The organism is Aquiluna borgnonia (assembly GCF_013283855.1).
GTDB lineage: Bacteria > Actinomycetota > Actinomycetes > Actinomycetales > Microbacteriaceae > Aquiluna > Aquiluna borgnonia.
Window position 1 is genome coordinate 699,305 of the sequence record NZ_CP054056.1, and the last position, 23,901, is coordinate 723,205.

Genomic DNA, 23,901 nt, shown 5'->3' on the forward strand with positions numbered 1-23,901 from the left:
CATGAGAATTCTGCTTGGCATCACCGGCGGAATTGCTGCCTATAAGGCCGCGAACCTGATTCGCGGATTTTCCGAGTTGGGCCACGAGGTTACTGCCGTCCCGACGGAGAACGCACTTAGGTTCATTGGTAAACCAACCCTCGAGGCGCTTTCAGGTCACCCGGTTGAAACCGACATGTATGTCGATGTCGATATGGTAAGACACGTCGAACTTGGTCAGCAAGCAGACCTGATTGTCATTGCCCCCGCTACCGCATCCTTCATCGCTCGGCTAGCTGCGGGCATTGCGGATGATTTGCTGCTCAATGCGGTATTAGCCTCGAAGGCACCAGTCGTCCTGGCACCCGCGATGCACACCGAGATGTGGCAAAACTCAGCAACCCGAGCAAACATTGAGACTCTTGCCCAAAGGGGAATTCGGGTATTGGAACCGAGCTCAGGAAGGCTGACCGGAGCGGATTCGGGACCAGGAAGGCTTCCTGAGACCAACGAGATCATTAGCTTCGCCCTATCGGGCGGACTGCTCAATGGAAAGCGCGTTCTCATCACCGCAGGTGGGACCAGGGAACCGATTGACGCTGTGCGCTACATTGGCAACTCGTCATCCGGGCGGATGGGCATAGAGCTGGCAAGGGCGGCTCGGGATATGGGTGCCGCGGTGACGTTAGTTGCGGCAAACATCGAACTTCCGCTACCCCCAGGAATTGAAATTATTCGAGTCTCTAGCGTTGACGAGTTAGAGCTGGCGATGGAGCGAGAAGCGGATCTGCTAGTCATGGCAGCCGCTGTTTCAGATTTTAAGGTAGCCAACCCCCACCCTGGAAAGCTCAAGCGATCGGCCGGATTGACGCTTGAATTGAAACCAACAAAAGACCTGGTCGCAAACTACGCGGCCAAGCATCAAAAAGCCTGCAAGGTGGCTTTTGCGCTAGCCGAAGAGTCTGATGAGCGTCTGATTGAAATCAGCAGGCAGAAACTTTGGGACAAAGGCGTAAACGTTGTAATCGGGAACTCATTTGACTCGCTGGCCTCTTCTCAGACCGAGGTGCAGTTTGTAACAGACTCGAGCTCGGTATGTCTCACCGGCAGCAAATCAGAGGTCAGCGTAAAGATCTTGGAGCTTGTCGCACCGCTGGTGAAATGAGGCTCTGGGCTAAACTTTCCCCATGACGCTACGCACATTTACCTCTGAATCGGTCACTGAAGGCCACCCCGACAAAATCTGCGATCAAATCTCAGATACCATCCTGGACGCGATGTTGGAACAAGATCCGCAAGCTCGCGTTGCAGTTGAGACCCTAGTAACCACCGGCTTGGTTCACGTTGCCGGTGAGGTCACCACCAGTGGATATGTTGAGATACCACAGCTGGTTCGCCAGAAGATCTTAGACATTGGCTATAACTCATCCGAGATTGGTTTTGATGGAAACTCCTGCGGAGTTTCGATTTCAATCGGAGCCCAATCGCCAGACATCGCCTCCGGAGTTGACTCGGCGCTCGAGATCAGGGGCGGTTCGGCAGATTCGGATAACCAGCTCGGTGCTGGAGACCAGGGAATGATGTTTGGTTATGCAACCAACGAGTCCTCCGTGCTAATGCCGACTCCGATTTTGCTCTCCCACCGCATCACCGAAAAGCTCAGTGCCGTAAGACGCGAGCTCAACAACTCCGTTCTAAGGCCTGACGGGAAGGCTCAGGTGTCAGTCGTTTATGACGGCCACACACCGGTTGCAATCGATACCGTAGTGCTCTCCACGCAGCACCACCAGGATGTGACTCAGGATGACCTCGCGGCATTGCTCCTGGAGCGAGTTATTGGACCGGTGCTGGGTGAATCAGGTCTTGACGCCAGCAATACGAAGTACTTCATCAACCCCTCTGGGCGCTTCGTAATTGGAGGCCCACAAGGAGATGCTGGCCTAACAGGAAGAAAAATCATCGTCGACACCTATGGTGGCATGGCCAGACACGGCGGAGGGGCATTTAGCGGCAAGGATCCCTCAAAGGTCGATCGTTCTGCTGCCTACGCCATGCGCTGGGTTGCCAAGAACGTGGTTGCCGCTGGGCTTGCGGATCGCGCTGAAATCCAGGTCGCCTATGCCATCGGCGTTGCAAAGCCGGTCGCGGTGTTCGTCGAGACCTTTGGAACCGAGAAGGTTGAAACTGCCGCCATTGAGCGGGCAATTGCCGCGGTATTTGACCTCAGACCTGCAGCCATAATTCGTGACTTAGACCTTCGTCGCCCGATCTATGCCAAGACAGCTGCCTACGGACATTTTGGCAGGGAGTTGGCTGAGTTCACCTGGGAAAAAACCGACCGCGCAGCTGCGCTAGCCGAGGCTGCAGGTCGCTAAATGTCTCGCTTTGCGCGGGTGGTGGTGGAGTCGGATCTCATTCAACTTGATAGAGAATTCGATTTCATCATCCCCGACGCACTTCAAGACAAGGTCAAACTGGGATCAAGGGTTCAGTTCCCGCTGGGCAGACTCAAAAAGTTGCAAACCGGTTTTGTCACTCAAATTCTGCAGGCCAGCTCCTTCGCTGCCTCAGAGCTGACCGGAATTATCGGTGACCAACCACCCACCAACCAAGAGGTCCTGGACTTCACCAAAAAGGCAGCCCTCAGGCAGTGCGTGGCTCACGGCGAAGTTCTGAAACTTGCGGTCCCAGATTTCATGCCGCGCACACTGGTGCCCGAGCTTTCCAGGGGCGAGCTTCCTCAAGTCACTTTTCCCAAACTGCCAGGTGCAGAGAAACGGGCTGCTCGAAGTGCAATTCTTAGCTCCGCTAGGCACGTTTCCCACGAGGGGCTCAGATTCCCCGATTGGTGCTGGCTCCTGGTTGAGGCTGCCCATAAAAAATTGCAGTCTGGAAAATCATCCATTCTGATTCTTCCCGAGCAAGATCAGATTTCGCAGTTACGCGACCTCTTTATCGCTGTGGGGCTTGGTTCGTGGCTTCGCAGCTACGGCCTTGGAACTAAAAAGTCCGATCGCTTCATTCAGCACCAGCAGATTCTGGCCAGTGACGAGGTAATAGCAATCGGGACCCGAACAGCCATTTATGCCCCGGTTACTAAATTGGGGCTGATAGCCATTTTTGACGATGGTGACGAGTCACTCAGGGAACAAGGGTCGCCCCACACCCACGCTCGAGAACTTGCAATGATTAGGGCTTCGAATTCAACCGAGCTGATGTTCGTCGCCAACTACCGAACCGCCGAGGTGCAGCGCCTAGTAGAAATCGGATTCCTAAAAGACTCGGCAATAACCTTGCCGCCGCCACGGCTCTCCTTCACTCAACCAGGCTCAAGGCTCGATGCCGCCGCGTTTAGAGTGATCCGAGACGCGCTAGACACTGGTCCGGTGCTAATGCTCGTGCCGCGGAAGGGTTCATCGGCTTCGCTATTCTGTGCCGGATGCGGATCTAGGGTCCGTTGCCAGAGCTGCCGCGGCCCAGTCTGGGAGCCAACGACAGGCAACCATCAGTGTCGACTTTGCAGCAGATTCGCTTTCGGTTGTGGGGAGTGCGGATCCAGTCAGGTGAGGCTTGGGCGCACAGGAACCGCGCGTTCTGTCACCGAAATTGGTAAGGCTTTCCCAGGAACGCAGATTTCGGAATCGACTCAGGAAGTCAAACCGGGTCGCATAAAGAGTAAAAACCATATCGTGATTGCCACGCCGGGTTCCGCACCCAGGACTCGGGATGGCTATCAGGCGGTCTTGGTCCTGGATCCTGATGTCTGGCTTTCAATCCCGAGCCTAAGAGCGGAACAGAATGCAATTCGCGACTGGATGGAGGCCTTTGAGCTGCTCTCGGACACGGGTCGAGGCCTAATAGTTGGAATCGATCAGCATCTGGGGCAGGCAATTGCGCTGGGGCAGCATCGCCAGCTCGCATCAACAAGCCTCACCGACCTTGGCCAGCTCAAGCTTCCACCTGCCACTCGCATCGCTTCGCTCGAGTCAGAAGCACAAGGATTGCAGGAGCTGCTCACCCAACTAACCGAGCTCGGGGCAACCGTTCTCAACAGCGACATGTCTGACCCAGCCAAAGCCTTGATCCGGTTCAGCTATAACTCTGGACCGGAGATAGCCCAGGCCATCAGGGCTACAGCCCTAAAAACGAATACTCGACTCGTTGCGGGATCTAAGCGGCGAGGCCTAAAGGTGGTCATGGATGATCCCACTGCACTGTAGGTTTAGCTGGCCATGAGACTCTTTTTTGCTGGGACCCCAGCTAACGCTGCCTTGGCTCTTGAGCATCTTGTAGGGCAGCACGAAATCGTCGGCGTCTTGACTCGCGAGGACGCTGCCGTGGGGCGCAAGAAAGTGATGACGCCCTCTCCCGTTGCACAATCAGCTGAAAAGCTCGGCCTGCACATCATCAAGGCGAATCGGGTGACTGAGGCCGTTGTCCAAGAAGTTGTCAGCCTCAATCCAAATCTCGGGCTGGTGATCGCTTACGGCGGCATGATCCCGAAGACGCTTTTGGATCAGCTCGAATTCTGGAACCTTCACTTCAGCATTCTGCCCATGTGGCGCGGGGCGACCCCGCTTCAGCACTCGATCATGCACGGCACGAAGACCGGGGTGAGCCTATTCCGTCTTGATCAGGGGCTCGACACCGGCGACCTGGTGGGAACTGCAGAGCTTGTTCTTGGCGGCAACGAGAGCACTGCGCAAGCTTTGCCAAGATTTACTCTGGCTGGGTTGGAGCTTTTTCAGAGGGTGACGTCGGAGCCAGTGAACTACATGCCGCAGCAGGGTGGTACAAGCTACGCGCCGAAATTCACTCGTCAGGACGCCAGGCTCTCACTGAGTGACAGTGCCGATCAGCTGCACCGAAAAGTTTTAGCCTTCAATCCCGAGCCCGTTGCATGGCTGGAATGTGGTGGCGAGCCGATCCGAATATTCGAAACGCGAAGCCTGGGGGCAACGGATTGGACTACTGGCGAGCACAGGCCCGGGCGGGTAACGGTAAGCGGTGGGAAAGTCCTCCTTGAATGCGCCAACGGTACTCAACTCGAGCTGCTTCTGGTTCAACCGGCGGGTAAAAACATCATGAGGGCGGGGGATTGGTTCAGGGGGCAAACGACAGAGGTGAAATTTGTCTAATCCACGTCAGGTCGCGCTCGATCTTCTCCTTCGAGTCGAGGAGACCGACAGTTACATCAACCTGCTGCTGTCCTCGGTCCTTGAGAAATCCGGACTACCCGAGATCGACCGCGGGCTGGTGCAGGAACTCAGCTACGGAGCCCTGAGGTGGCAACTGCAGTATGACGAGTTCATTAACCTTCTGACTCCGGGAAAGGTTCTCTCGGCAAAGGTGCGAATTTCCCTAAGGCTTGGGTTGCATCAGCTTTTCCGGATGCGGGTGCCCGCCCACGCGGCAATCCATGAGACCGTAGAGATGGTAAAGCGTTTTGAGCGCAGTGCTGCGGGTCTGGTAAATGCCGTTCTAAGGAACTGCGATCGCGCAGGTTTCGATTCTCTGCTCGGGCAGGTTACGGAAAATAAGCCAGCCATTGAAGTGATGGCAATCACTCATTCGCATCCAAAATGGGTTGTTACCGCATTGATCAGCGCCTTGGAACTGGATGGCAAGGGCGGGGAGATTGAACAGCTGTTGATCGCCAACAACGATACCCCGGAGATCAATCTTGCCGCCCTACCAGGTTCGAATGCCCAACAAGCGCTCCTAGAGCTCGGCCTAACTCCTGGGGACGCATCGCCAATTTCATTCATCGCCCACGGAAATCCTGAACCTCTCCTCGCCACACCCGGGGTCAGGGTTCAGGATCAGGGCTCGCAGCTGGTCGCCCTAGCTCTTCTTGCGGTAGGGGATAAATCGGGCAGCTGGTTAGACATGTGCTCTGGGCCAGGCGGTAAGTCTGCGCTATTGCAAGCTGGAATTGCTGAGCAGGGCGGACTGCTCGACTGCCTCGAACCAGCTCCTCATCGAGCTGAGTTGGTAAGGCAGGCGCTGAACCCCAAGCTGCAGGCGAACGTGATTGTTGGCTATGGGCAAGAGGCAAAGCAAAACAGCTACGACGCAATTCTGCTTGACGCCCCGTGCAGTGGATTGGGTTCGGTGCGCAGGAAACCCGAGTCGCGCTGGCGCAAAACTCCAGAGCAACTTGCCAATCTCACCAAGATCCAGGCAGAGCTGCTTGAGGCAGCGGTATTAGCCCTCAAATCCGGGGGTTACCTGCTCTACTCAACCTGCTCACCGATAGTCGTCGAAACCAACACGCAGGTGAAATTGATTCTGGATAGGCACCCTGAGCTAGAGCTTGAGAATGCCAATCAGGTACTGAACGGGATCAATCCCTCGTTGCAGCTTCCCAGCGGAAGAAAAACAGCTCAGCTCTGGACTCACCTGCACACCACGGACGCCATGTTCATGGCGCTAATTCGCAAGAAGTAGGCTGGACGCATGAGCATTCATCCGTCAATACTGAGCGCAGATTTTGCGAATTTGCAGGCAGAGCTTGAAAGTATTGCTTCGGCTGATGCAGCACATGTTGACGTAATGGACAACCACTTCGTTCCCAATTTGACCCTTGGGCTCCCGATCGTTCAGCGTCTTCAGGAAGTCTCGAAGATTCCGCTGGATGTTCACCTGATGATTGATGACCCAGATCACTGGGTCCCAAAGTACGCCGAGCTTGGGGTGGACTCAGTGACTTTTCACCTGGAGGCCGCCAAGGATCCATTGGCTTTGACGAGAACGCTTCGATCCATCGGTGCTCAAGCTGCCATCGCCATCAAACCGGGAACGCCCGTTACTGATGTCGTTGAACTGCTTCCGGAGATAGACATGTTGCTGGTGATGACCGTGGAGCCTGGATTTGGTGGCCAAAAGTTGATTTCGGAAACTCTCGCCAAGATTGTCCAGGCGCGAAGCGAGATTCGAAAGCGAGGCCTAACAATTGCGCTGCAGGTGGATGGCGGAGTCACGGAATCCAACATCAGTGAACTTGCAGAGCTAGGAGCAGATTGCTTCGTCGCCGGATCGGCCGTGTTCAATTTTGAAAATCGTGCACTGCAAATCAGTAAGCTTCGGGAGCTTTCTGGCTCTCATTCTCACTAGCCCAGTAACCTATACCCCATGAAATCCTTTGATCAGCTCTTTGAAGAGCTTCTCCAGCGCAACGAGGAGCGTCCAGTTGGGTCACGCTCCACGGAACTGCTGGAGCAGGGAGTTCATGCGATTGGGAAAAAGATTGTTGAAGAGGCCGCTGAGGTTTGGATGGCTGCCGAGCACGAGTCGGACGAACAGCTTGCGCTTGAGGCGTCTCAGTTGATTTACCACCTCCAGTTGATTTTGATTTCTAGGGGTATTCCACTTTCCAAGGTAGAGGAGAAGCTCTAGTGCTTAGAGTTGCTGTCCCAAACAAGGGCATTTTGTCGGATTCAGCGGTCTCCATGCTCAAGGAGGCTGGATATGCAACCCGCCGAGACTCTGCCGAGCTGCACCTGGTTGATCAGGAGAACCAGATTGAGTTCTTCTATCTCCGCCCCCGAGACATCGCCACCTACGTCGGCTCAGGCTCCTTGGACGTTGGCCTGACCGGCCTTGACCTGCTGCACGATTCTCAGTCGAGGGCCGTTGAGGTGGCAGATCTTGGATTTGGTGGTTCGACTTTCAGGTTTGCTGCCCCCGAGGGGTCGAGCTTTCGCGAGCTTTCAGATTTAGCGGGAAAGCGACTTGCTACCGCTTATCCAAATTTGATCTCTGATTACCTGGCCAGCCACGGGGTCAGCGTCGAAATAGTGAAACTGGACGGTGCCGTTGAATCCGCCGTTCGACTCGGCGTTGCAGATGCCGTTGCCGACGTGGTCTCGACCGGAAACACCCTGCGCAAGGCTGGGCTGGCAATTTTCGGTCCGGTAATTCTCAAATCAACCGCTCGGCTTATTGCAGCTCCGGGAAAAACTGAGCTGGCATCCAAGCTCCTTCGCAGACTCCAGGGCGTGATAGTGGCTCGAGAGTACGTAATTTTTGATTACGACTGTCCCGTTGACCTTATTGAGAGGGCGTCGCAAGTCACCCCAGGGATTGAATCCCCGACTATTTCGCCGCTTGCCGACAAAAACTGGGTTGCAGTGCGAGCCCTAGTCAAGGCGGAGCAGACGAATCAGGTTATGGACCAGCTTTATGAGCTTGGAGCGAGAGCGATTTTGGTTTCGGCTATCCACGCCGCGAGGATCTAGTGAGCGCAATCAGGGTAATTCCATGTCTCGACGTGGCAGATGGGCGCGTAGTCAAGGGCGTCAATTTTGAAAATCTGCGCGACAGCGGCGACCCAATAGAGCTTGCGTCTCGTTACTACGAGGCTGGAGCTGACGAGATAACGTTTCTAGATGTTGCTGCCACGGTTGAAAACCGTTCTACTATGCACGCAGTGGTCACAGCTTGCGCCGAACAGGTATTCATTCCACTGACAGTTGGTGGTGGGATACGCGAACTTTCCGATGTGAGCAAACTCTTGGCAGTTGGCGCCGACAAGGTGTCGGTGGGTTCGGCCGGCATAGCAAACCCCAAACTGCTATCGGAAATTGCCCAAGAGCACGGAAATCAGGTGTTAGTCATCTCGCTCGACCTGAAGCGAGCTGACACAAAATCTGGTTTCGGGGTCACCAGCCACGGTGGGCGGCGGCTAACTGAACTTGACGCGTTCGAGTGGGTAACCCAGGTTCAGGGACTTGGCGCTGGAGAACTGCTTGTGAACAGCATCGATGCGGATGGCACCAGGGATGGCTTTGATCTGGAGCTAATTGAAAAGGTGCGAGCCATCTCTTCGGTTCCAATCATTGCCTCCGGCGGAGCCGGAACCGTGGATCACTTTGTTGAGGCCGCCCAGGCTGGTGCCGACGCGCTGCTGGCAGCAAGCGTTTTTCACGAACAGGTAATCTCAATCGCACAGGTCAAACAGGCACTTCGTGCGCAGGGAATTGAGGTTCGATGAGATTGCTTGAAATTGCAGAGGTTCGCTTCAACGATGCTGGACTTGTTCCAGTTGTGGTGCAGCAGCATAATTCAGGCAAAGTACTGATGCTGGCCTGGGCTAACGCGGAAACCCTCAGGGAATCTATTGAGCTAGGTGAAATGGTCTATTTCTCGAGATCTAGAAACGAGCGCTGGCACAAGGGGGAGACCAGCGGAAATACCCAGCGGATTGTTGACCTAAGCCTTGACTGCGACGGGGATACCGTTCTAGCGATCGTAGATTCCCACGGTCCCGCCTGCCACAACGGCACCGAAACCTGCTTTGAGGAGCACTGATGCTGAGTTTTGAGCAGGTTTCCGAACTTAGTGCGAGCTACAACGTCATTCCGCTGACCAATAAGCTATTCTCCGGAACCGAAACGCCCTTGGGCATTTACCAAAAACTTTGCGGAGAGCGGCCCAACACTTTTTTGCTGGAATCCGCAGAGCAGGGCGTATGGGCGCGCTATTCGTTTATCGGAGTTCGATCCCGCGGGCAGCTAATAGCCTCTGAGACCAGGGCGCACTGGAATTCCAGCGAGGTTGCAACGCCAGAGGGGACGCTACCGGGCGAACCGCTGGAAGCCCTCGAATATTTGCAGCAGGCATGGAAATCTGCCCCAGCAGGATTTCCGCTCAATTCGGGTTTAGTCGGTTTCGTGAGCTGGGGGGCGGTAAATCTTCTGGAGAATCTGCCAGCCCCAAAGCCTAGAGACTATGAAATCCCGCTTTACGCGTTCAATCAGTTCTCCGAATTAGTGGTTATGGACCACAAAACCGCCGAGCTGATTTTGGTTAGCGTCATATTTGTCGATGATAAAGACCTCCACGCTAAGTATCTTGAGGCAACCAAGAACCTCGAGAATCTTGAGGCTGAGCTCAGGAAGCCAACCCTTTCGATGATCTCGGAGCCCAGCTGGCCCTCACCGAATGTGGTCAAGCGAACTGAGCCCAAAGATTTCCTAGATCAAGTCGAGCGAGCCAAGCACCATGTTCGCCTTGGAGATGTGTTCCAGGTGGTCATCTCTCAGCGTTTCGACCAGGTGATTACTGCCGACGCGACAGAGGTATATCAGGCCATGCGAGCGGTAAACCCAAGCCCTTACATGTATTTGACGCGTTGGGAAGATCAGGGCGGGCGTTTCGAGATCGTTGGATCGTCGCCGGAGGCTCTGGTCAAGGTCACCGATGGCAAGGCCATAACCCATCCAATTGCTGGTTCCAGACCCCGGGGCGAGGATGCCACCGCCGACAATGCTCTGGCAGATGAACTATTGAATGACGCGAAAGAGCGCAGCGAACACCTGATGCTGGTCGACCTGGCTCGAAATGACCTTTTGAAAGTATGCGAACCGCAGTCCCTGCGAGTGACAGAGTTCATGCAAATCCACAGGTTCAGCCACATCATGCACCTGGTTTCAACCGTGGAGGGTCAAATGAGAGCGGGACTTGGGCCCGTAGCCGCGCTGCGAGCAACGTTCCCGGCCGGAACCCTATCGGGAGCCCCAAAACCTCGGGCCCTTGAGATCATCCATGATCTTGAGCCCGCCTATCGAGGACTATTCGGTGGAGTGGTTGGCTACTTCGACTTTGAGGGTAACTCCGATCTGGCAATAGCAATCCGCACCGCTCTAATCAGAGATGGCGTGGCCCATGTGCAGGCTGGCGCGGGCATTGTGCTCGATTCCATCCCAGCGTCGGAATACGCCGAGACGGAGGCAAAGGCGGCAGTTGTGCTCAAAACCGTAGCCGCAGCGAATGCGATGCACGTTGAAAGCTAGGTCATTTGCGGCAGCTGGTCTGGTGGCGACCTGGTGGATCACGGTCAACCTCAGCTGGGTAATCGTTGGTGAACGAGAACTAACCGGTGCCCAGCTAGCCCCACTGGCCAATTTAGTTCCAGGCATTGCCATCACAGCCCTGCTGATTTCCCTTTACGGCAAGGCGGTGCGGTTGTTATTCGTGCTCTCCGGTGCCGCACTGATTGCGTTGGGCACGTGGATACTTGCCACTAACTGGAGCGAACAGCCGGCGGTAATCACAATCCTCGAGGAGCTATCTGGCGTTCTAAATGCCGATCAGCACGCAGCGGGAGTTTATGTTGAACAACTGACGGCAAGCTACCTAAGTGGCGTGCTGGCCGTGATCGCGGGAGCACTGATTTTAATTTTTGGGCTGAGAAGACCTGGTCTTTCAGTTAGGCCAGAGCGTGAGAGAGTTGAAGATAACCGCTCGCTGTGGGATGAACAGACCTAGGCTCTTGGTAAGCTTTTTGAGTCGAAAGAGAAGAACATGACACAGCACAGCGACCCCGGCCACGGAAACTCGGTAGCCTCCTGGACCACCGTAATCATCATTCTGGTGGCATTCACCGTCGGCACTTTCTTCTTCTTCCTGGACAACGCTGCGATGGTCTGGGCTTCAGCCGGACTGGTAGTTGTTGGCCTAATCGCAGGCTGGGCCCTAAAGCAAGCCGGATACGGTGTTGGCGGTAAGCACACCAAAGCGCACTAGTGCTCGAAGGTCTATTTGAGCAGGCCAGACTGGCCAGTGAGCGCCGAGCGACTTCGGTAAGCGCTTCACAACTAGAGCAGAGAATTTCGGCACTCAAGCCCCCCGTCGACGCATACCTTGCACTTGCACCAGCGAAGCAAATCAAGTTGATTGCAGAAATCAAACGACGCTCACCTTCAAAGGGTTTTCTGGCTGACATTCCAAGTGCCGCGGATCAGGCTCTTAGATACCAAGACTTCGGAGCTCACGCAATCTCAGTTTTGACCGAAGAATCTGGCTTTGGTGGTCGCTTAGAAGACTTGGAGCTGGCTTCAAAGGCGGTTGAAATACCACTCCTTCGCAAGGACTTCATCAGCAACGAGTATCAAATTTTGGAGGCAAGGGCCAATGGCGCAGATTTTGTGCTCTTGATTCTGGCCTGGCTGTCAGCTTCGAAATTCAAAGAACTATTCGATTTCGCCCACAGCCTAGGTCTAGGGGTGCTTGTTGAAACCCACACCCTTGAAGAAATAGACATCGCGAATCAAGCGGGGGCGAGGCTAATTGGTATAAACACCCGCAATCTAGAGACGTTTGCCACCGACATTGGACTGTTTGAAAAAATGGCTGGTCGACTCAACCCCGACGCCATCAAAGTTGCTGAATCGGCGGTGCGCGATGTGCAGGATGTGATCCGCTATCGCTCCGCTGGGGCGGATGCGGTTTTGGTGGGAGAGGCTTTGGTCAAGGGGGATCCTTCGGTTCTGATCCCTGAATTTGTATCCGTTACGTAGGATTTACCAATGCAAACAAATCTTCGAGACGTGGCAGGCCCGTACTTTGGTGAATTTGGCGGGCGATTTGTCGCGGAACCGCTGATTGCGGCGCTGGACCAACTCGAAGCAACCTACCTTCACGCCAAGTCTGACCCGGCTTTCATTTCGGAACTTGCGGAGCTTCACCGCACCTACACAGGAAGGCCCTCAATCATCACTGAGGCTCCGAAGTTTGCTGCGCAGTTCGGAGACCTCAGGGTCTTTCTAAAGCGAGAAGACCTAAACCACACCGGTAGCCACAAGATCAACAACGTCATGGGGCAGGCCCTGCTTGCTAAGCGCATGGGTAAAAAGCGCATCATCGCCGAAACTGGGGCGGGTCAGCACGGTGTCGCTTCCGCAACCGCAGCAGCCTTCTTTGGGCTTGACTGCGTGGTTTACATGGGCGAGATTGACACTGAGCGTCAGGCGCTGAATGTTGCACGAATGAAGCTCCTCGGTGCCGAGGTAATCCCAGTCACCACGGGGTCGAGAACCCTCAAGGATGCCATTAACGAGGCCCTTAGAGACTGGGTTGCCAACGTGGAAACCACCCACTATCTGCTCGGCACAGTTGCCGGTCCCCACCCCTTCCCAACCATGGTTCGTGACTTCCACTCTGTAATTGGCATCGAATCGCGTGCTCAGATGCTCGAAATGACTGGCCGATTGCCCGATGCTGTTGCTGCTTGCGTCGGCGGCGGATCCAATGCCATCGGCATCTTCCACCCGTTTTTGGACGATGAGAACGTGCAGCTTTGGGGATTTGAGGCAGCTGGGGATGGCGTTGACACTCCCAAGCATGCCGCGACCCTGAGCAAGGGTCGTCCGGGAGTGCTCCACGGAGCACGCAGCTACATGCTGCAGGACGAGGATGGGCAGACCATGGAATCCCACTCCATCTCAGCCGGCCTGGACTATCCAGGTGTTGGACCTGAGCACTCCTGGCTAAAGGACCTTGGGCGTGCAAAGTATTTCGGTATAACCGATGCGCAGGCCATGAACGCCATGCGACTACTTGCGCAAACTGAGGGCATAATTCCGGCAATCGAGACCGCGCATGCCCTGGCTGGAGTTTCACACCTGTCAGACGTTTTGCCAGCTGGCGCGCACATTTTGATCAACCTCTCTGGTCGCGGGGATAAAGACATGGAAACCGCTGGTCGCTACTTTGGCCTGCTGGAGGAGAAGTAATGCAGTCGGTTCAGCAGGTCCTTGAGCAAAACTCAGCCACCGGCCGAGGCTCACTGATTGGATATTTCCCAGCCGGCTACCCAAGCGTTCAGGATTCGGTTGATGCCCTAGTTGCAATGGCGGAAAACGGGTGTGACGTATTGGAAGTTGGCGTTCCCTACTCTGATCCCGTGATGGACGGCCTTGTCATCCAGCAGGCAACGGAAAAGGCGCTGGCTAACGGATTCAAACTCCGTCAACTCTTCGATGTTGTGAAAGGTGTTCGAGCTAAGACAGATGTGCCGATGCTCGTGATGTCCTACTGGAACCCAGTGCTCTCCTACGGGGTTGAGAAATTTGCCGAAGACCTAAAAGACTCGGGTGCCCAGGGAATCATCACGCCTGACCTAATCCCGGACGAAGCGGGAGAGTGGATTGAGGTGAGCGACCAGCTGGGTCTAGACCGAGTGTTCCTGGTCGCGCCCTCCAGTTCAGAGAAGCGCGTAAGCAACAACTCTGCAGCATCCAGGGGCTTTGTCTACTCGGTATCCACCATGGGTATCACAGGTGAGCGAGCAGAGCTTGACCGCCTGGCCCGGGAGGTCGTGGGCAGAGTCCAGCAATCCGGCTCCACCCCTACCTGCGTCGGGGTTGGAATTTCCACTGCCGAGCAGGTTCGCGAGGTAAACAGCTATTCAAGTGGTGCCATCGTGGGCACCGCCTTCGTGCGCGCCTACGAGCAGGGTGGTGTCCATGCCCTTGCAGAAAAGGCACGTGAATTGGCCGGCGGATTAGGATAACCAAGTGCACTTTCTGACAAGCATTCCCTCACCCGAAATCAGTTTCATTGACCTGGGTCCGGTGCGTATTCATTTTTATGCGCTGTTTATCCTGACCGGAATCGTCATCTCAAGCTTTCTGGCCGACTCCAGGTTGCACGCCAGGGGAGCACAGCGGGGAGTGTTCCTTGACATTGCGCTTTGGGCTGTGCCGGCGGGAATTTTAGGTGGTCGCTTCTACCACGTGATCACCCACCCTAAGGATTACTTCTATGAGGGCGCCGACCTATTGGCAACCCTAAGAATCTGGGAAGGTGGGATGGCAATTTACGGTGCCGTGCTTTTTGGAGCCGTGGGTGCATGGTGGGGAGCCAAGCAAGCAGGTATCAGGTTCTGGCCGGTTGCAGACGCCGTGGCACCAGGCCTACTGATTGCCCAGGGAATCGGTCGATTGGGAAACTACTTCAATCAGGAGCTTTTTGGAGTTCCGACTACTTTTTGGTGGGGGCTTGAGATCCCAAGCGATAACCCTGCGTACCCTGCAGGGCTTCCCGAGGGTTTGACCTTCCACCCAACTTTTGCGTACGAAATGATCTGGAACCTCAGTGCTGCACTGATCCTTATTTACCTGGGTAAGCGCTTCACTCTGCAGTGGGGTAAACAAATTGCCCTCTACCTCGTGTTCTATTCGTTAGGAAGACTTTGGATAGAAAGTATCCGAATTGACCCAAGTGAGATTATCCTTGGACTACGAGTAAACATCTGGTCAGCGTTGATCGGAATCGCCATTGGAGTGATCCTCTTCTGGGTTCAAAGTCGCCGCCACCCTGGCCTGGAACCCGACATTTGGCTCAAAGGCAGAAACCCTGCCGAATCAGAGCCAACTCAACCGGCTGAAGAGAAAGCTCAGGCCTAAACTCTTTCCACCACCCTAAAGGGCCAAAGACGTCCCCTATTGATGAAGTTCGACAGGAGACTAATGCCCGCACTCAGTCCTTTCCAGCGCTTTAGCGCAGGTCCCGAAGCTGTTGGTCTATACGACCCAACAGCTGAAAAGGATGCCTGTGGTTTGGCGATGGTTGCGACGCTTCGCGGAAGTGCCGGTCACGACATTGTTGAAATGGCTTTGAGCTCCCTTAGGAACCTTGAGCACCGCGGAGCCGTTGGTTCTGATGCCGGCACCGGTGATGGTGCGGGAATTCTTTCTCAGATGCCAGACAGATTTCTACGCAGAGTGGTCGATTTTGAACTACCGCCAATGGGTCAGTACGGAGCGGGTTTGGTCTTTCTGGAGGAAAACTCCAAGGCAAAAGACAAAGTTGCACTTGAGCAGCTAGCCGCAGCCGAGAACCTAAAGGTACTCGGCTGGCGCACCCCTCCCACGCGTCCTGAGGTATTGGGCGACTTGGCTCGCGCGGCTATGCCAGTAATCGAGCAGGTTTTTGTGATGGGAGCTTCGGGGGAGAAGGACCTGGAACTTGAGCGCAAGCTCTTTAGGCTGCGCAAGCGCAGTGAGCGGGAAATTGGCCTCTACCACCCATCGCTTTCTTACCGGACCATGGTCTACAAGGGCATGGTCACAACCCTGCAGCTGGAGCCGTTCTACCCGGACCTCTCAGAGCCAGACTTTGAGTCACAGCTGGCCCTGGTTCACTCAAGGTTCTCAACTAACACGTTCCCATCTTGGCCCCTTGCGCACCCATTTAGGTTTATCGCCCACAACGGTGAGATCAACACCGTGAAGGGGAACGCGAACTGGATGGCTGCCCGAGAATCCCAACTTGAAAGCGAAGTTCTGGGCAACATCGACCAGCTGAAGCCGATTGTCACCCGAGGTGCCTCCGATTCAGCAACCTTTGATGAGGTGCTGGAGCTGCTGGTGCTTTCTGGCAGATCGCTTCCGCACGCCATGATGATGATGATTCCCGGAGCCTGGGAGAAGCAGCTCGATCTCGACCCTAAGGTTAGGGACTTCTACGAGTACCACTCGATGATCATGGAGCCATGGGATGGACCTGCGGCAGTTATTTTCACTGACGGTTCGACCGTTGGGGCAACCCTCGACCGCAATGGGCTTCGCCCAGGTCGCTTCGTGGTTACCGAAGATGGCTTCGTTATTCTCGCCTCTGAAATTGGTGTGGCAAACATTCCAGCCGACAAGATCGTCCGCAAAGGCCGCCTGCAGCCAGGAAAGATGTTCCTGATTGATACCAAGGCCGGCCAGATTATCGAAGACGAGCAGATCAAGAGCGAGATCGCAGCTCAAGAGCCCTGGGGTGAGTGGCTCGAAGAGAACATGATCAATCTCCGTGACCTTCCAGAGCGCGAGCACATTCGCTACTCGAGCTCATCGGTAAACCGCAGGCAGCGAGTCTTTGGCTACACCGAGGAGGACCTGAAGGAATTTATCGGGCCAATGGCACGCGCGGGGCAGGAGCCGATTGGTGCAATGGGAACCGACACCCCAATTGCGGCCATTTCCGAGCGTCCTAGGTTGCTGTTTGATTACTTCACTCAGCAGTTTGCTCAGGTGACTAACCCTCCGCTTGACGCTATTCGCGAGGAGGTGGTCACTTCGATGACCGCTTCCATCGGTCCGGTTCCAAACCTGCTGGATGCCACCCCCGAGCATGCCAAGCAGCTGGTGATGGACTTCCCGATTCTGACCAATGACGAACTCGCCAGAATCAAGCACATTGACCGAGCCAACAATATTGGTAAAGCGGTCACAATCTCTTGCCTTTACCGCGTGGATGACGGCGCGGAATCGCTCGAGGCACGACTCGCTGAAATGGCTGTCGAGGTTGATGAGGCACTTGATGCCGGAGCCACCTTCATCATCCTCTCGGACCGCGATTCCAACCGCGAACTCGCGCCAATTCCGTCGCTACTTTCTCTCAGCAGCGTTCACCACCACCTGATCAGGCAGGGCACCAGACTCCGCGCCGGATTGGTCGTGGAGTGTGGCGATGCCAGAGACGTTCACCACGCGGCAACTTTGATTGGCTACGGCGCCTCTGCAATCAACCCCTACCTCGCCCTGGAAACAGCCGAGGACATGGTTGTCAAAGGCTTGATCACTGGAATCACACCGGAGCGCAGCAGCAAAAACATGGTCAAGGCCATGGGCAAGGGTGTCCTGAAGGTCATGAGCAAGATGGGTATCTCTACCGTTGCCTCTTACGCCGGTGCTCAGTGCTTTGAAATCATTGGCCTAAGCCAGGACCTAGTGGATAAGTACTTCACCGGCACTACCACAAAGCTGGGTGGAGTTGGGCTCGAAATCCTGCACCACGAGATTGAAAAGCGTCACCGTGCCGCCTATCCGGTAGAAGGGGCGACCAAGATTCACCTTCCCCTTGAGGTTGGTGGTGAAATGAAGTGGCGCCGAGAGGGGCCGCCGCACCTTTTCAACCCGGAGACAATTTTCAAGCTGCAGCACTCCACGAAGCAGAAGCGCTATGACATTTTCAAGGAGTACACCAAGGCGGTTGACGACCAGTCTGAGCGCCTAATGACCATTCGCGGTCTTTTTGAATTCAAAAAGACCCGTCCTTCCATCTCTATCGACGAGGTCGAGCCAATCTCCGAGATCGTAAAACGCTTTTCCACCGGCGCCATGTCGATGGGTGCCATCAGCCCGGAGGCACACGAGGTTTTGGCAATCGCCATGAACCGCATCGGTGCCAAGAGCAACACCGGAGAGGGTGGCGAATCCGTCGAAAGACTTCTAGACCGTAACCGCCGCAGCGCTGTGAAGCAGGTTGCATCCGGCAGGTTCGGTGTCACCTCGATGTACCTGACACATGCGGATGACATTCAGATCAAGATGGCCCAGGGAGCCAAGCCGGGCGAAGGTGGCCAACTTCCTCCGCACAAGGTCTACCCGTGGATCGCTGACCTGAGACATTCAACCCCTGGTGTCGGATTAATCTCTCCACCCCCGCACCACGACATCTACTCGATTGAGGACCTCAAGCAGCTGATCTTCGACCTGAAGCGAGCCAATCGCTCCGCCAGGGTGCACGTGAAACTGGTTTCGCAGTTTGGCGTAGGCACGGTTGCAGCCGGTGTGGCGAAAGCCAAGGCGGATGTTGTGCTGATCTCCGGGCACGACGGCGGCACCGGTGCAAGTCCGCTGAACTCCCTCAAGCACGCCGGAACCCCGTGGGAGCTTGGCCTTGCGGAGGCGCAGCAGACGCTGCTGTTGAATGGCTTGCGCGATCGAATCGTGGTCCAGGTCGATGGTTCCATGAAGACCGGTCGCGACGTTGTGATTGCGGCACTGCTGGGTGCTGAGGAATATGGTTTTGCCACCGCTCCGCTAGTGGTTGAGGGCTGCATCCTGATGCGCGTGTGCCACCTTGACACCTGCCCGGTTGGTGTTGCCACTCAGAACCCTGAGTTGCGAGCAAGATTTCAGGGTCAGGCGGACCACGTGGTTAATTTCTTTGAGTTCTTGGCTCAAGAGGTGCGTGAGCACCTCGCCGAGCTGGGCTTCCGAAGTCTTGAAGAGGCCATTGGACATGTCGAATTGCTCGATGTGAATCGAGCCGTGAAGCACTTCAAGGCTGATGGCTTGGACCTGACTCCAATTTTTGCTGCTAAGGACATGGACCTTACACAGAACCTAAAGAACACCACGGTTCAAGATCATGAGCTTGAAGAGCACTTTGACTTTCCGCTGCTACAGGTTGCTGAGCCTGCCCTGAAGCACGCCCAGTCAGTTGTGATTGATCGAGTGATAAACAACACCAACCAGGCGATTGGCACCATGCTTGGAAACGAGCTGACCAAGCGCTGGGGCGAGCAGGGGCTCAACCCGGGAACTTTGACCCTGAACCTCGTTGGTTCTGCTGGACAGTCGCTAGGCGGCTTTGTCCCCAGGGGAATCACTATCAATGTTCAGGGCGACTGCAACGACTATGTCGGTAAGGGATTGTCCGGAGGAACCATCACCGTTCGCCCCGAAACCAGCGCTGGTTTCGTTGCCGCGGAGAATGTAATTGCCGGAAACGTGATTGGCTACGGGGCGACCTCAGGTCAAATCTTCCTAAATGGCGTTGTCGGTGAGCGCTTCCTGGTCCGAAACTCAGGTGCCGAGGCGGTAGTTGAGGGAGTGGGCGACCACGCCTTGGAGTACATGACCGGTGGTAGGGCCGTAATCCTCGGCCGCACCGGCATCAACCTCGGTGCGGGCATGTCCGGTGGCATCGCTTACGTCTACAAGCTCTCAGAGGCCAGGGTCAACCGCGAAGCATTGCAGAGTGGGGAGCTCACTTTAGCGGCCCTGGATTCAACCGACGCTGCCGAACTGAGGGGCCTGATTGAGGCCCATGTGTTGGCAACCGACAGCACGAGGGCCAAGGCTCTTCTGCAAAACTTCGATGCCGAGCTGGTGAACTTCGTAAAGGTGATGCCGCGCGACTACGCAAAGGTGTTGGAAATCCAGAGAAACGCGACCGAGCTGGGCATTGAGCTGGACGGCGAAGAGGTCTGGACTCAGATTTTGGAGGTGACAGGTGGCTGATCCACGTGGATTTCTGAAGGTTACCGAGCGAGAGACCGCTCCCAGAAGACCGGTACCGGTTCGCATCAAAGACTGGAAAGAGGTCTACGCCGAGCGCAACTCTGAGGTCGTTCAGCGTCAGGCTGGACGCTGCATGGACTGCGGTATTCCGTTCTGCCACCAGGGCTGCCCGCTTGGAAACCTAATTCCCGAGTGGAACGACCTAACCCATCGGGGTAGAGGCCGTGAGGCTATCGATCGCCTACACGCCACCAACAACTTCCCGGAATTCACCGGAAGACTTTGCCCAGCCCCCTGCGAGAGTGCTTGCGTGCTCGGTATCAACCAGCCGGCAGTCACCATCAAGGAAATTGAAGTTTCGATTATTGACGATGCTTTTGATGCAGGTTACGTAACCCCTTCGGTTCCAGAGCGCTTGACCGGAAAAACCGTGGCCGTCGTCGGTTCTGGCCCAGCCGGACTGGCAGCGGCGCAGCAGCTTACGCGCGCTGGCCACACGGTGGCTGTCTTCGAGCGCGATGACCGAATCGGCGGTCTACTTCGCTACGGCATTCCAGATTTCAAAATGGAAAAGCACCACATTGACCGACGCATAGCGCAGATGGAGGCTGAGGGCACTCGTTTCCGCCCGGGAACCAACATCGGTGTCGACATCAGCTGGGAAGAACTCAGGATTCGCTACGATGCAGTGCTGATTGCTACCGGTGCGATGGTTCCAAGAGACCTAAAGGTAGTCGGCAGAGAGCTAAACGGCGTTCACTTCGCAATGGAATTTCTTACGCAGGCAAACCAGGTGGTTGCCGGAGATTCCGTAAGCGGTCAAATTTCAGCCGAGGGAAAGCACGTGATCATCCTCGGCGGCGGCGACACGGGTGCAGACTGCCTAGGCACTGCGACCAGGCAGGGCGCGCTGAGCGTCACGACCCTCGCCATTGGAAAGCAGCCGCCTGAGGAGCGCACCAGCGATCAGCCCTGGCCCATGATGCCAAGCCTGTTTGAGGTAGCAAGTGCCCACGAGGAGTTCGGTGAGCGCAAGTACCTTCATTCCACCGTGGAATTCGTTGGCGAGAACGGTCAGCTCACCGGTTTGAAAGTTGCGGACACGGAGTTTGTGGACGGGAAGCGACTACCCAAGCCCGGCACCGAGAGGGTCTTGCCGGCCGACCTCGTTTTCCTCGCCCTTGGCTTCACCGGGGTCGAGTCCCAAGAATTAACTTCCCAGTTACACGTCCCGATTGATTCTCGGGGTAATGTTTCGAGGGATGGTCGGTATGCCGTGGCGGATGGAGTATTTGCTGCTGGAGATGCCGGCCGAGGCCAGTCGCTGATTGTATGGGCGATTGCCGAGGGTCGCGCCGCTGCTGCCGCGATTGACGAGTATCTCGAAGGCGAGACTGAGCTTCCATTCCCTGTGAAGCCAACTGATAGGCCAATTTCGGTCTACAGCTAACCAATTGAAAAGGTAAGTAGTTATAAATGAGACGCGCCAAAATTGTGGCAACTTTCGGCCCTGCCGTGGCTGATTACGACAAAGCTCGAGCAATTATCGAAGCAGGTGTGGATGTGGCTCGCATGAACCTCAGCCACGGCTCACACGAGGTTCACGAAGGGGTCTACGCAACCATTCGAAAGGCTGCCAGCGACGTTGGTAAGCCGGTGGGAATCCTGGTAGACCTGCAGGGGCCAAAGATTCGCCTGGGAAGATTTGCAGAGGACAAGGTTATCCTTGCCAACGGCGCTACTTTCAAGATCACCACGGATGACATTCAGGGTGACGTGAACATTTGCTCCACTACATACAAAGGTTTGCCTGGCGATGTGAAGCCGGGAGACCAGCTGCTTATCGATGATGGCCGAATTGGCTTACGAGCAACCGCAGTGGATGCGACGACTGTGACCTGCGTGGTTGAGGTTGGCGGTCCGGTTTCAAACAACAAAGGCATCAACCTTCCCGGTGTTGCGGTGAACGTGCCAGCACTGTCAGAGAAGGACGAGGATGACCTGCGCTGGGCTCTGAAGCTCGGTGCCGACATGATCGCTCTCAGCTTTGTCAGAAACGCCAAGGACATCGTTCGAGTTCACGAAATCATGGCCGAGGAGGGACGTTTTGTTCCGACCATCGCCAAGATTGAAAAGCCCCAGGCAGTCGACGCCCTGGAAGAAATCGTTGACGCCTTTGACGGTGTGATGGTCGCTCGAGGCGACCTGGGTGTTGAACTGCCGCTTGAGCAGGTGCCACTGGTACAGAAGCGAGCGGTAGAGCTATCGCGTCGCTGGGCGAAGCCGGTCATTGTCGCCACCCAGATGCTGGAAACCATGATTTCAGCCTCAAGACCTACCCGTGCAGAGGCCTCTGACGTTGCCAACGCTGTGCTGGACGGTGCCGATGCACTGATGCTCTCCGGCGAGACGTCGGTGGGAGAGTACCCAATCGAAACCGTCCAAACCATGGCGCGCATTATTGAGTCCACTGAGGAAAATGGACTAGAGCGTATTCCATCGCTTGGCACCAAGCCCCACACCCACTCCGGTGCGGTCGTGCGCGCAGCGCTGGAAATCGCAGAGCTGCTGGGCTCCAAGTACGTCTGTGTTTTTACCGAGTCTGGTGACACCCTCCGACGAGTCTCAAGACTGCGCTCTCGAGTACCGGTCTTGGCCTTCACGCCAAATGAGGAAGTCCGTCGCAAGCTTGCGCTGGTTTGGGGTGCAACCACCTTTATCGCCGAGCACGTAAAGCACACCGATGACATGATCAAGCAGGTTGACGAACTTGTGCTAGCCAGCGGCAAATGCCGGGTTGGCGATGAGGTTGTGATTGTTGCTGGTTCCCCTCCGGGAATCCCAGGATCAACCAACAGCCTAAGAGTTCACCGAGTGGGAGACGCGGTTCACCGCGCAGCTCCCGGCTACGGAAACTAGTCTTCAAAAAGCACAAAAGCGGTGGGTGACCACCGCTTTTTGCTTTGTACCGAGAGTGGGACTCGAACCCACACGCCCAGGGGACATCGCATTTTGAGTGCGACGCGTCTACCATTCCGCCATCCCGGCAAGCCCTCAAATTCTAGTGCAGTTTCAACTGCAGGTTATAAAGTTGTCCAATGGCAGAAGCGCTCAAGGTTGTAGTAGTCGAAGACGAAGGTCTAATTCGCATGGACGTGGTCGCCACGCTCCAAGAGGCCGGTTACCAGGTAATCGGTGAGGGCGCAGACGGTGAAGAGGCTATCCGCTTGGCGACCGAGCTGGAGCCCGACCTAATTGTGATGGACATCAAGATGCCCAAACTCGATGGCATCTCCGCCGCTGAGAAGATAGCGGAGCTTAAGATTCCAGTCGTGCTACTGACCGCCTTTTCCCAATCGGAGCTAGTGACCAGGGCAGCGGAGGCCGGAGCCATGGCCTATGTCACCAAACCCTTCAAGCCAACCGATCTCTTGCCAGCCATACAAATTGCCCTTTCGCGGCATGAGGAGCTGGTTTCTCTTGAAACTGAAATTGCAGATCTTCAGGACCGCTTAGAAACCAGAAAGCTTATGGATCGGGCCAAGGGCCTGCTGCAGTCAAAGATGCAGCTCACCGAACCTGATGCCTTCCGCTGGATACAGAAAGCCTCGATGGACCGCAGGCTAACGATGGCTCAGGTGGCAAAAACTGTCATTGAGCAACTGGGGGAGAAGCAGTAGCCTTCCCTACTTTGCCCTGAGATAGTTAGTGATCCTCACAGTGGAGAGCAACCTGCCCGACTCGTCAGTCATTTTTATCTCGTGGGTGGTCAAAGTCTTTCCTAGCTTGACCGCGGTACATGTGCCAGTGACCACTCCCTCGGAGATTGACGCGTGGTGAGAGGCGTTTAGTTCAATCCCCACGGCATAGCCCCAGGGGTGGGCATGGACATTAGCGGCAAAACTCCCCAGTGATTCCGCCAGGACAACATGCGCTCCGCCGTGCAGAATCCCAATCGGTTGAGTGTTTCCCGCCACCGGCATGGTCGCTACGGCGCGTTCCGCGCTTAGCTCAACTAGCTTTATGCCCATCGAATCCGCGAGAGCACCCAGCCCACGCTGTTTCATTAGCTCGAGTGCGGTATCCGATGCGTTGATGCTGTTTTCGGTCACGAGTG

General features: G+C 55.7%; 22 protein-coding genes and 1 tRNA gene. 21 read left to right on the forward strand and 2 right to left on the reverse strand.

Features of this window, described 5'->3' with window-relative positions; genetic code table 11:
- Position 1: 1 nt before the first annotated feature.
- The 20 genes from coaBC (at position 2) to pyk (ending at position 22,703) form a co-directional block, all read left to right on the forward strand.
- Positions 2-1,144, forward strand: a complete 1,143-nt coding sequence (gene coaBC, locus HRU87_RS03620) for a bifunctional phosphopantothenoylcysteine decarboxylase/phosphopantothenate--cysteine ligase CoaBC (RefSeq protein WP_173493579.1) — start codon at positions 2-4, stop codon at positions 1,142-1,144.
- Between the two features lie 22 nt (positions 1,145-1,166).
- Positions 1,167-2,354 carry a methionine adenosyltransferase gene (gene metK, locus HRU87_RS03625; RefSeq protein ID WP_173493580.1) on the forward strand — a complete coding sequence of 396 codons (1,188 nt, stop codon included), beginning with the start codon at positions 1,167-1,169 and terminating at the stop codon, positions 2,352-2,354.
- Entirely contained in the window at positions 2,355-4,199 is a 1,845-nt protein-coding gene (locus HRU87_RS03630) for a primosomal protein N' family DNA-binding protein (RefSeq protein ID WP_173493581.1), read from the forward strand.
- 12 nt (positions 4,200-4,211) lie between these two features.
- A complete protein-coding gene (locus tag HRU87_RS03635) occupies positions 4,212-5,117 on the forward strand; it encodes a methionyl-tRNA formyltransferase (protein ID WP_173493582.1) in 906 nt (301 codons plus the stop codon).
- Complete coding sequence (locus tag HRU87_RS03640; RefSeq protein ID WP_173493583.1) at positions 5,110-6,429, forward strand: transcription antitermination factor NusB; 1,320 nt, start codon at positions 5,110-5,112, stop codon at positions 6,427-6,429. Before HRU87_RS03635 ends, HRU87_RS03640 begins: the two co-directional genes overlap by 8 nt.
- Before the next feature lie 9 nt (positions 6,430-6,438).
- A complete protein-coding gene (rpe, locus tag HRU87_RS03645) occupies positions 6,439-7,095 on the forward strand; it encodes a ribulose-phosphate 3-epimerase (protein ID WP_173493584.1) in 657 nt (218 codons plus the stop codon).
- A gap of 18 nt (positions 7,096-7,113) precedes the next feature.
- Entirely contained in the window at positions 7,114-7,377 is a 264-nt protein-coding gene (locus HRU87_RS03650) for a phosphoribosyl-ATP diphosphatase (RefSeq protein WP_173493585.1), read from the forward strand.
- Complete coding sequence (gene hisG, locus HRU87_RS03655) at positions 7,377-8,219, forward strand: ATP phosphoribosyltransferase (protein WP_173493586.1); 843 nt, start codon at positions 7,377-7,379, stop codon at positions 8,217-8,219. Before HRU87_RS03650 ends, hisG begins: the two co-directional genes overlap by 1 nt.
- Positions 8,219-8,974 (forward strand): imidazole glycerol phosphate synthase subunit HisF, encoded by a 756-nt coding sequence (hisF, locus tag HRU87_RS03660; RefSeq protein WP_173493587.1) that lies wholly within the window; start codon positions 8,219-8,221, stop codon positions 8,972-8,974. Before hisG ends, hisF begins: the two co-directional genes overlap by 1 nt.
- A complete protein-coding gene (hisI, locus tag HRU87_RS03665) occupies positions 8,971-9,291 on the forward strand; it encodes a phosphoribosyl-AMP cyclohydrolase (protein ID WP_173493588.1) in 321 nt (106 codons plus the stop codon). Before hisF ends, hisI begins: the two co-directional genes overlap by 4 nt.
- Complete coding sequence (locus tag HRU87_RS03670) at positions 9,291-10,775, forward strand: chorismate-binding protein (RefSeq protein ID WP_173493589.1); 1,485 nt, start codon at positions 9,291-9,293, stop codon at positions 10,773-10,775. Before hisI ends, HRU87_RS03670 begins: the two co-directional genes overlap by 1 nt.
- A complete protein-coding gene (locus HRU87_RS03675; RefSeq protein ID WP_173493590.1) occupies positions 10,753-11,250 on the forward strand; it encodes a hypothetical protein in 498 nt (165 codons plus the stop codon). Before HRU87_RS03670 ends, HRU87_RS03675 begins: the two co-directional genes overlap by 23 nt.
- Before the next feature lie 36 nt (positions 11,251-11,286).
- Entirely contained in the window at positions 11,287-11,508 is a 222-nt protein-coding gene (locus HRU87_RS03680; protein WP_173493591.1) for a DUF6704 family protein, read from the forward strand.
- Positions 11,508-12,281, forward strand: coding sequence for an indole-3-glycerol phosphate synthase TrpC (locus HRU87_RS03685; RefSeq protein ID WP_173493592.1), 774 nt, complete (start codon positions 11,508-11,510; stop codon positions 12,279-12,281). The genes HRU87_RS03680 and HRU87_RS03685 overlap by 1 nt, the downstream gene beginning before the upstream one ends.
- A 9-nt stretch (positions 12,282-12,290) precedes the next feature.
- The gene (gene trpB, locus HRU87_RS03690) at positions 12,291-13,496 is read left to right on the forward strand and encodes a tryptophan synthase subunit beta (RefSeq protein ID WP_173493593.1); all 1,206 of its coding nucleotides are present in this window, start codon (positions 12,291-12,293) and stop codon (positions 13,494-13,496) included.
- Positions 13,496-14,275 carry a tryptophan synthase subunit alpha gene (gene trpA / locus HRU87_RS03695; protein WP_173493594.1) on the forward strand — a complete coding sequence of 260 codons (780 nt, stop codon included), beginning with the start codon at positions 13,496-13,498 and terminating at the stop codon, positions 14,273-14,275. The genes trpB and trpA overlap by 1 nt, the downstream gene beginning before the upstream one ends.
- 4 nt (positions 14,276-14,279) lie before the next feature.
- Positions 14,280-15,170, forward strand: coding sequence for a prolipoprotein diacylglyceryl transferase (gene lgt / locus HRU87_RS03700; protein WP_213086374.1), 891 nt, complete (start codon positions 14,280-14,282; stop codon positions 15,168-15,170).
- A 63-nt stretch (positions 15,171-15,233) separates the two neighbouring features.
- The gene (gene gltB / locus HRU87_RS03705; RefSeq protein ID WP_173493595.1) at positions 15,234-19,784 is read left to right on the forward strand and encodes a glutamate synthase large subunit; all 4,551 of its coding nucleotides are present in this window, start codon (positions 15,234-15,236) and stop codon (positions 19,782-19,784) included.
- The gene (locus HRU87_RS03710) at positions 19,777-21,234 is read left to right on the forward strand and encodes a glutamate synthase subunit beta (RefSeq protein ID WP_173493596.1); all 1,458 of its coding nucleotides are present in this window, start codon (positions 19,777-19,779) and stop codon (positions 21,232-21,234) included. The genes gltB and HRU87_RS03710 overlap by 8 nt, the downstream gene beginning before the upstream one ends.
- Before the next feature lie 26 nt (positions 21,235-21,260).
- Positions 21,261-22,703 carry a pyruvate kinase gene (pyk, locus tag HRU87_RS03715; RefSeq protein ID WP_173493597.1) on the forward strand — a complete coding sequence of 481 codons (1,443 nt, stop codon included), beginning with the start codon at positions 21,261-21,263 and terminating at the stop codon, positions 22,701-22,703.
- Between the two features lie 47 nt (positions 22,704-22,750).
- On the opposite strand, the gene HRU87_RS03720 is transcribed toward pyk, so the two are convergent.
- A tRNA-Leu gene (locus tag HRU87_RS03720) sits at positions 22,751-22,832 on the reverse strand.
- A gap of 50 nt (positions 22,833-22,882) precedes the next feature.
- Between HRU87_RS03720 and HRU87_RS03725 the strand changes: the two genes are divergently transcribed.
- Complete coding sequence (locus HRU87_RS03725; protein WP_173493598.1) at positions 22,883-23,464, forward strand: ANTAR domain-containing response regulator; 582 nt, start codon at positions 22,883-22,885, stop codon at positions 23,462-23,464.
- Positions 23,465-23,470: 6 nt separating this feature from the next.
- Here the strand turns inward: HRU87_RS03725 and HRU87_RS03730 are convergent, their stop codons facing one another.
- A complete protein-coding gene (locus HRU87_RS03730) occupies positions 23,471-23,851 on the reverse strand; it encodes a PaaI family thioesterase (RefSeq protein WP_246247376.1) in 381 nt (126 codons plus the stop codon).
- Positions 23,852-23,901: the final 50 nt, after the last annotated feature.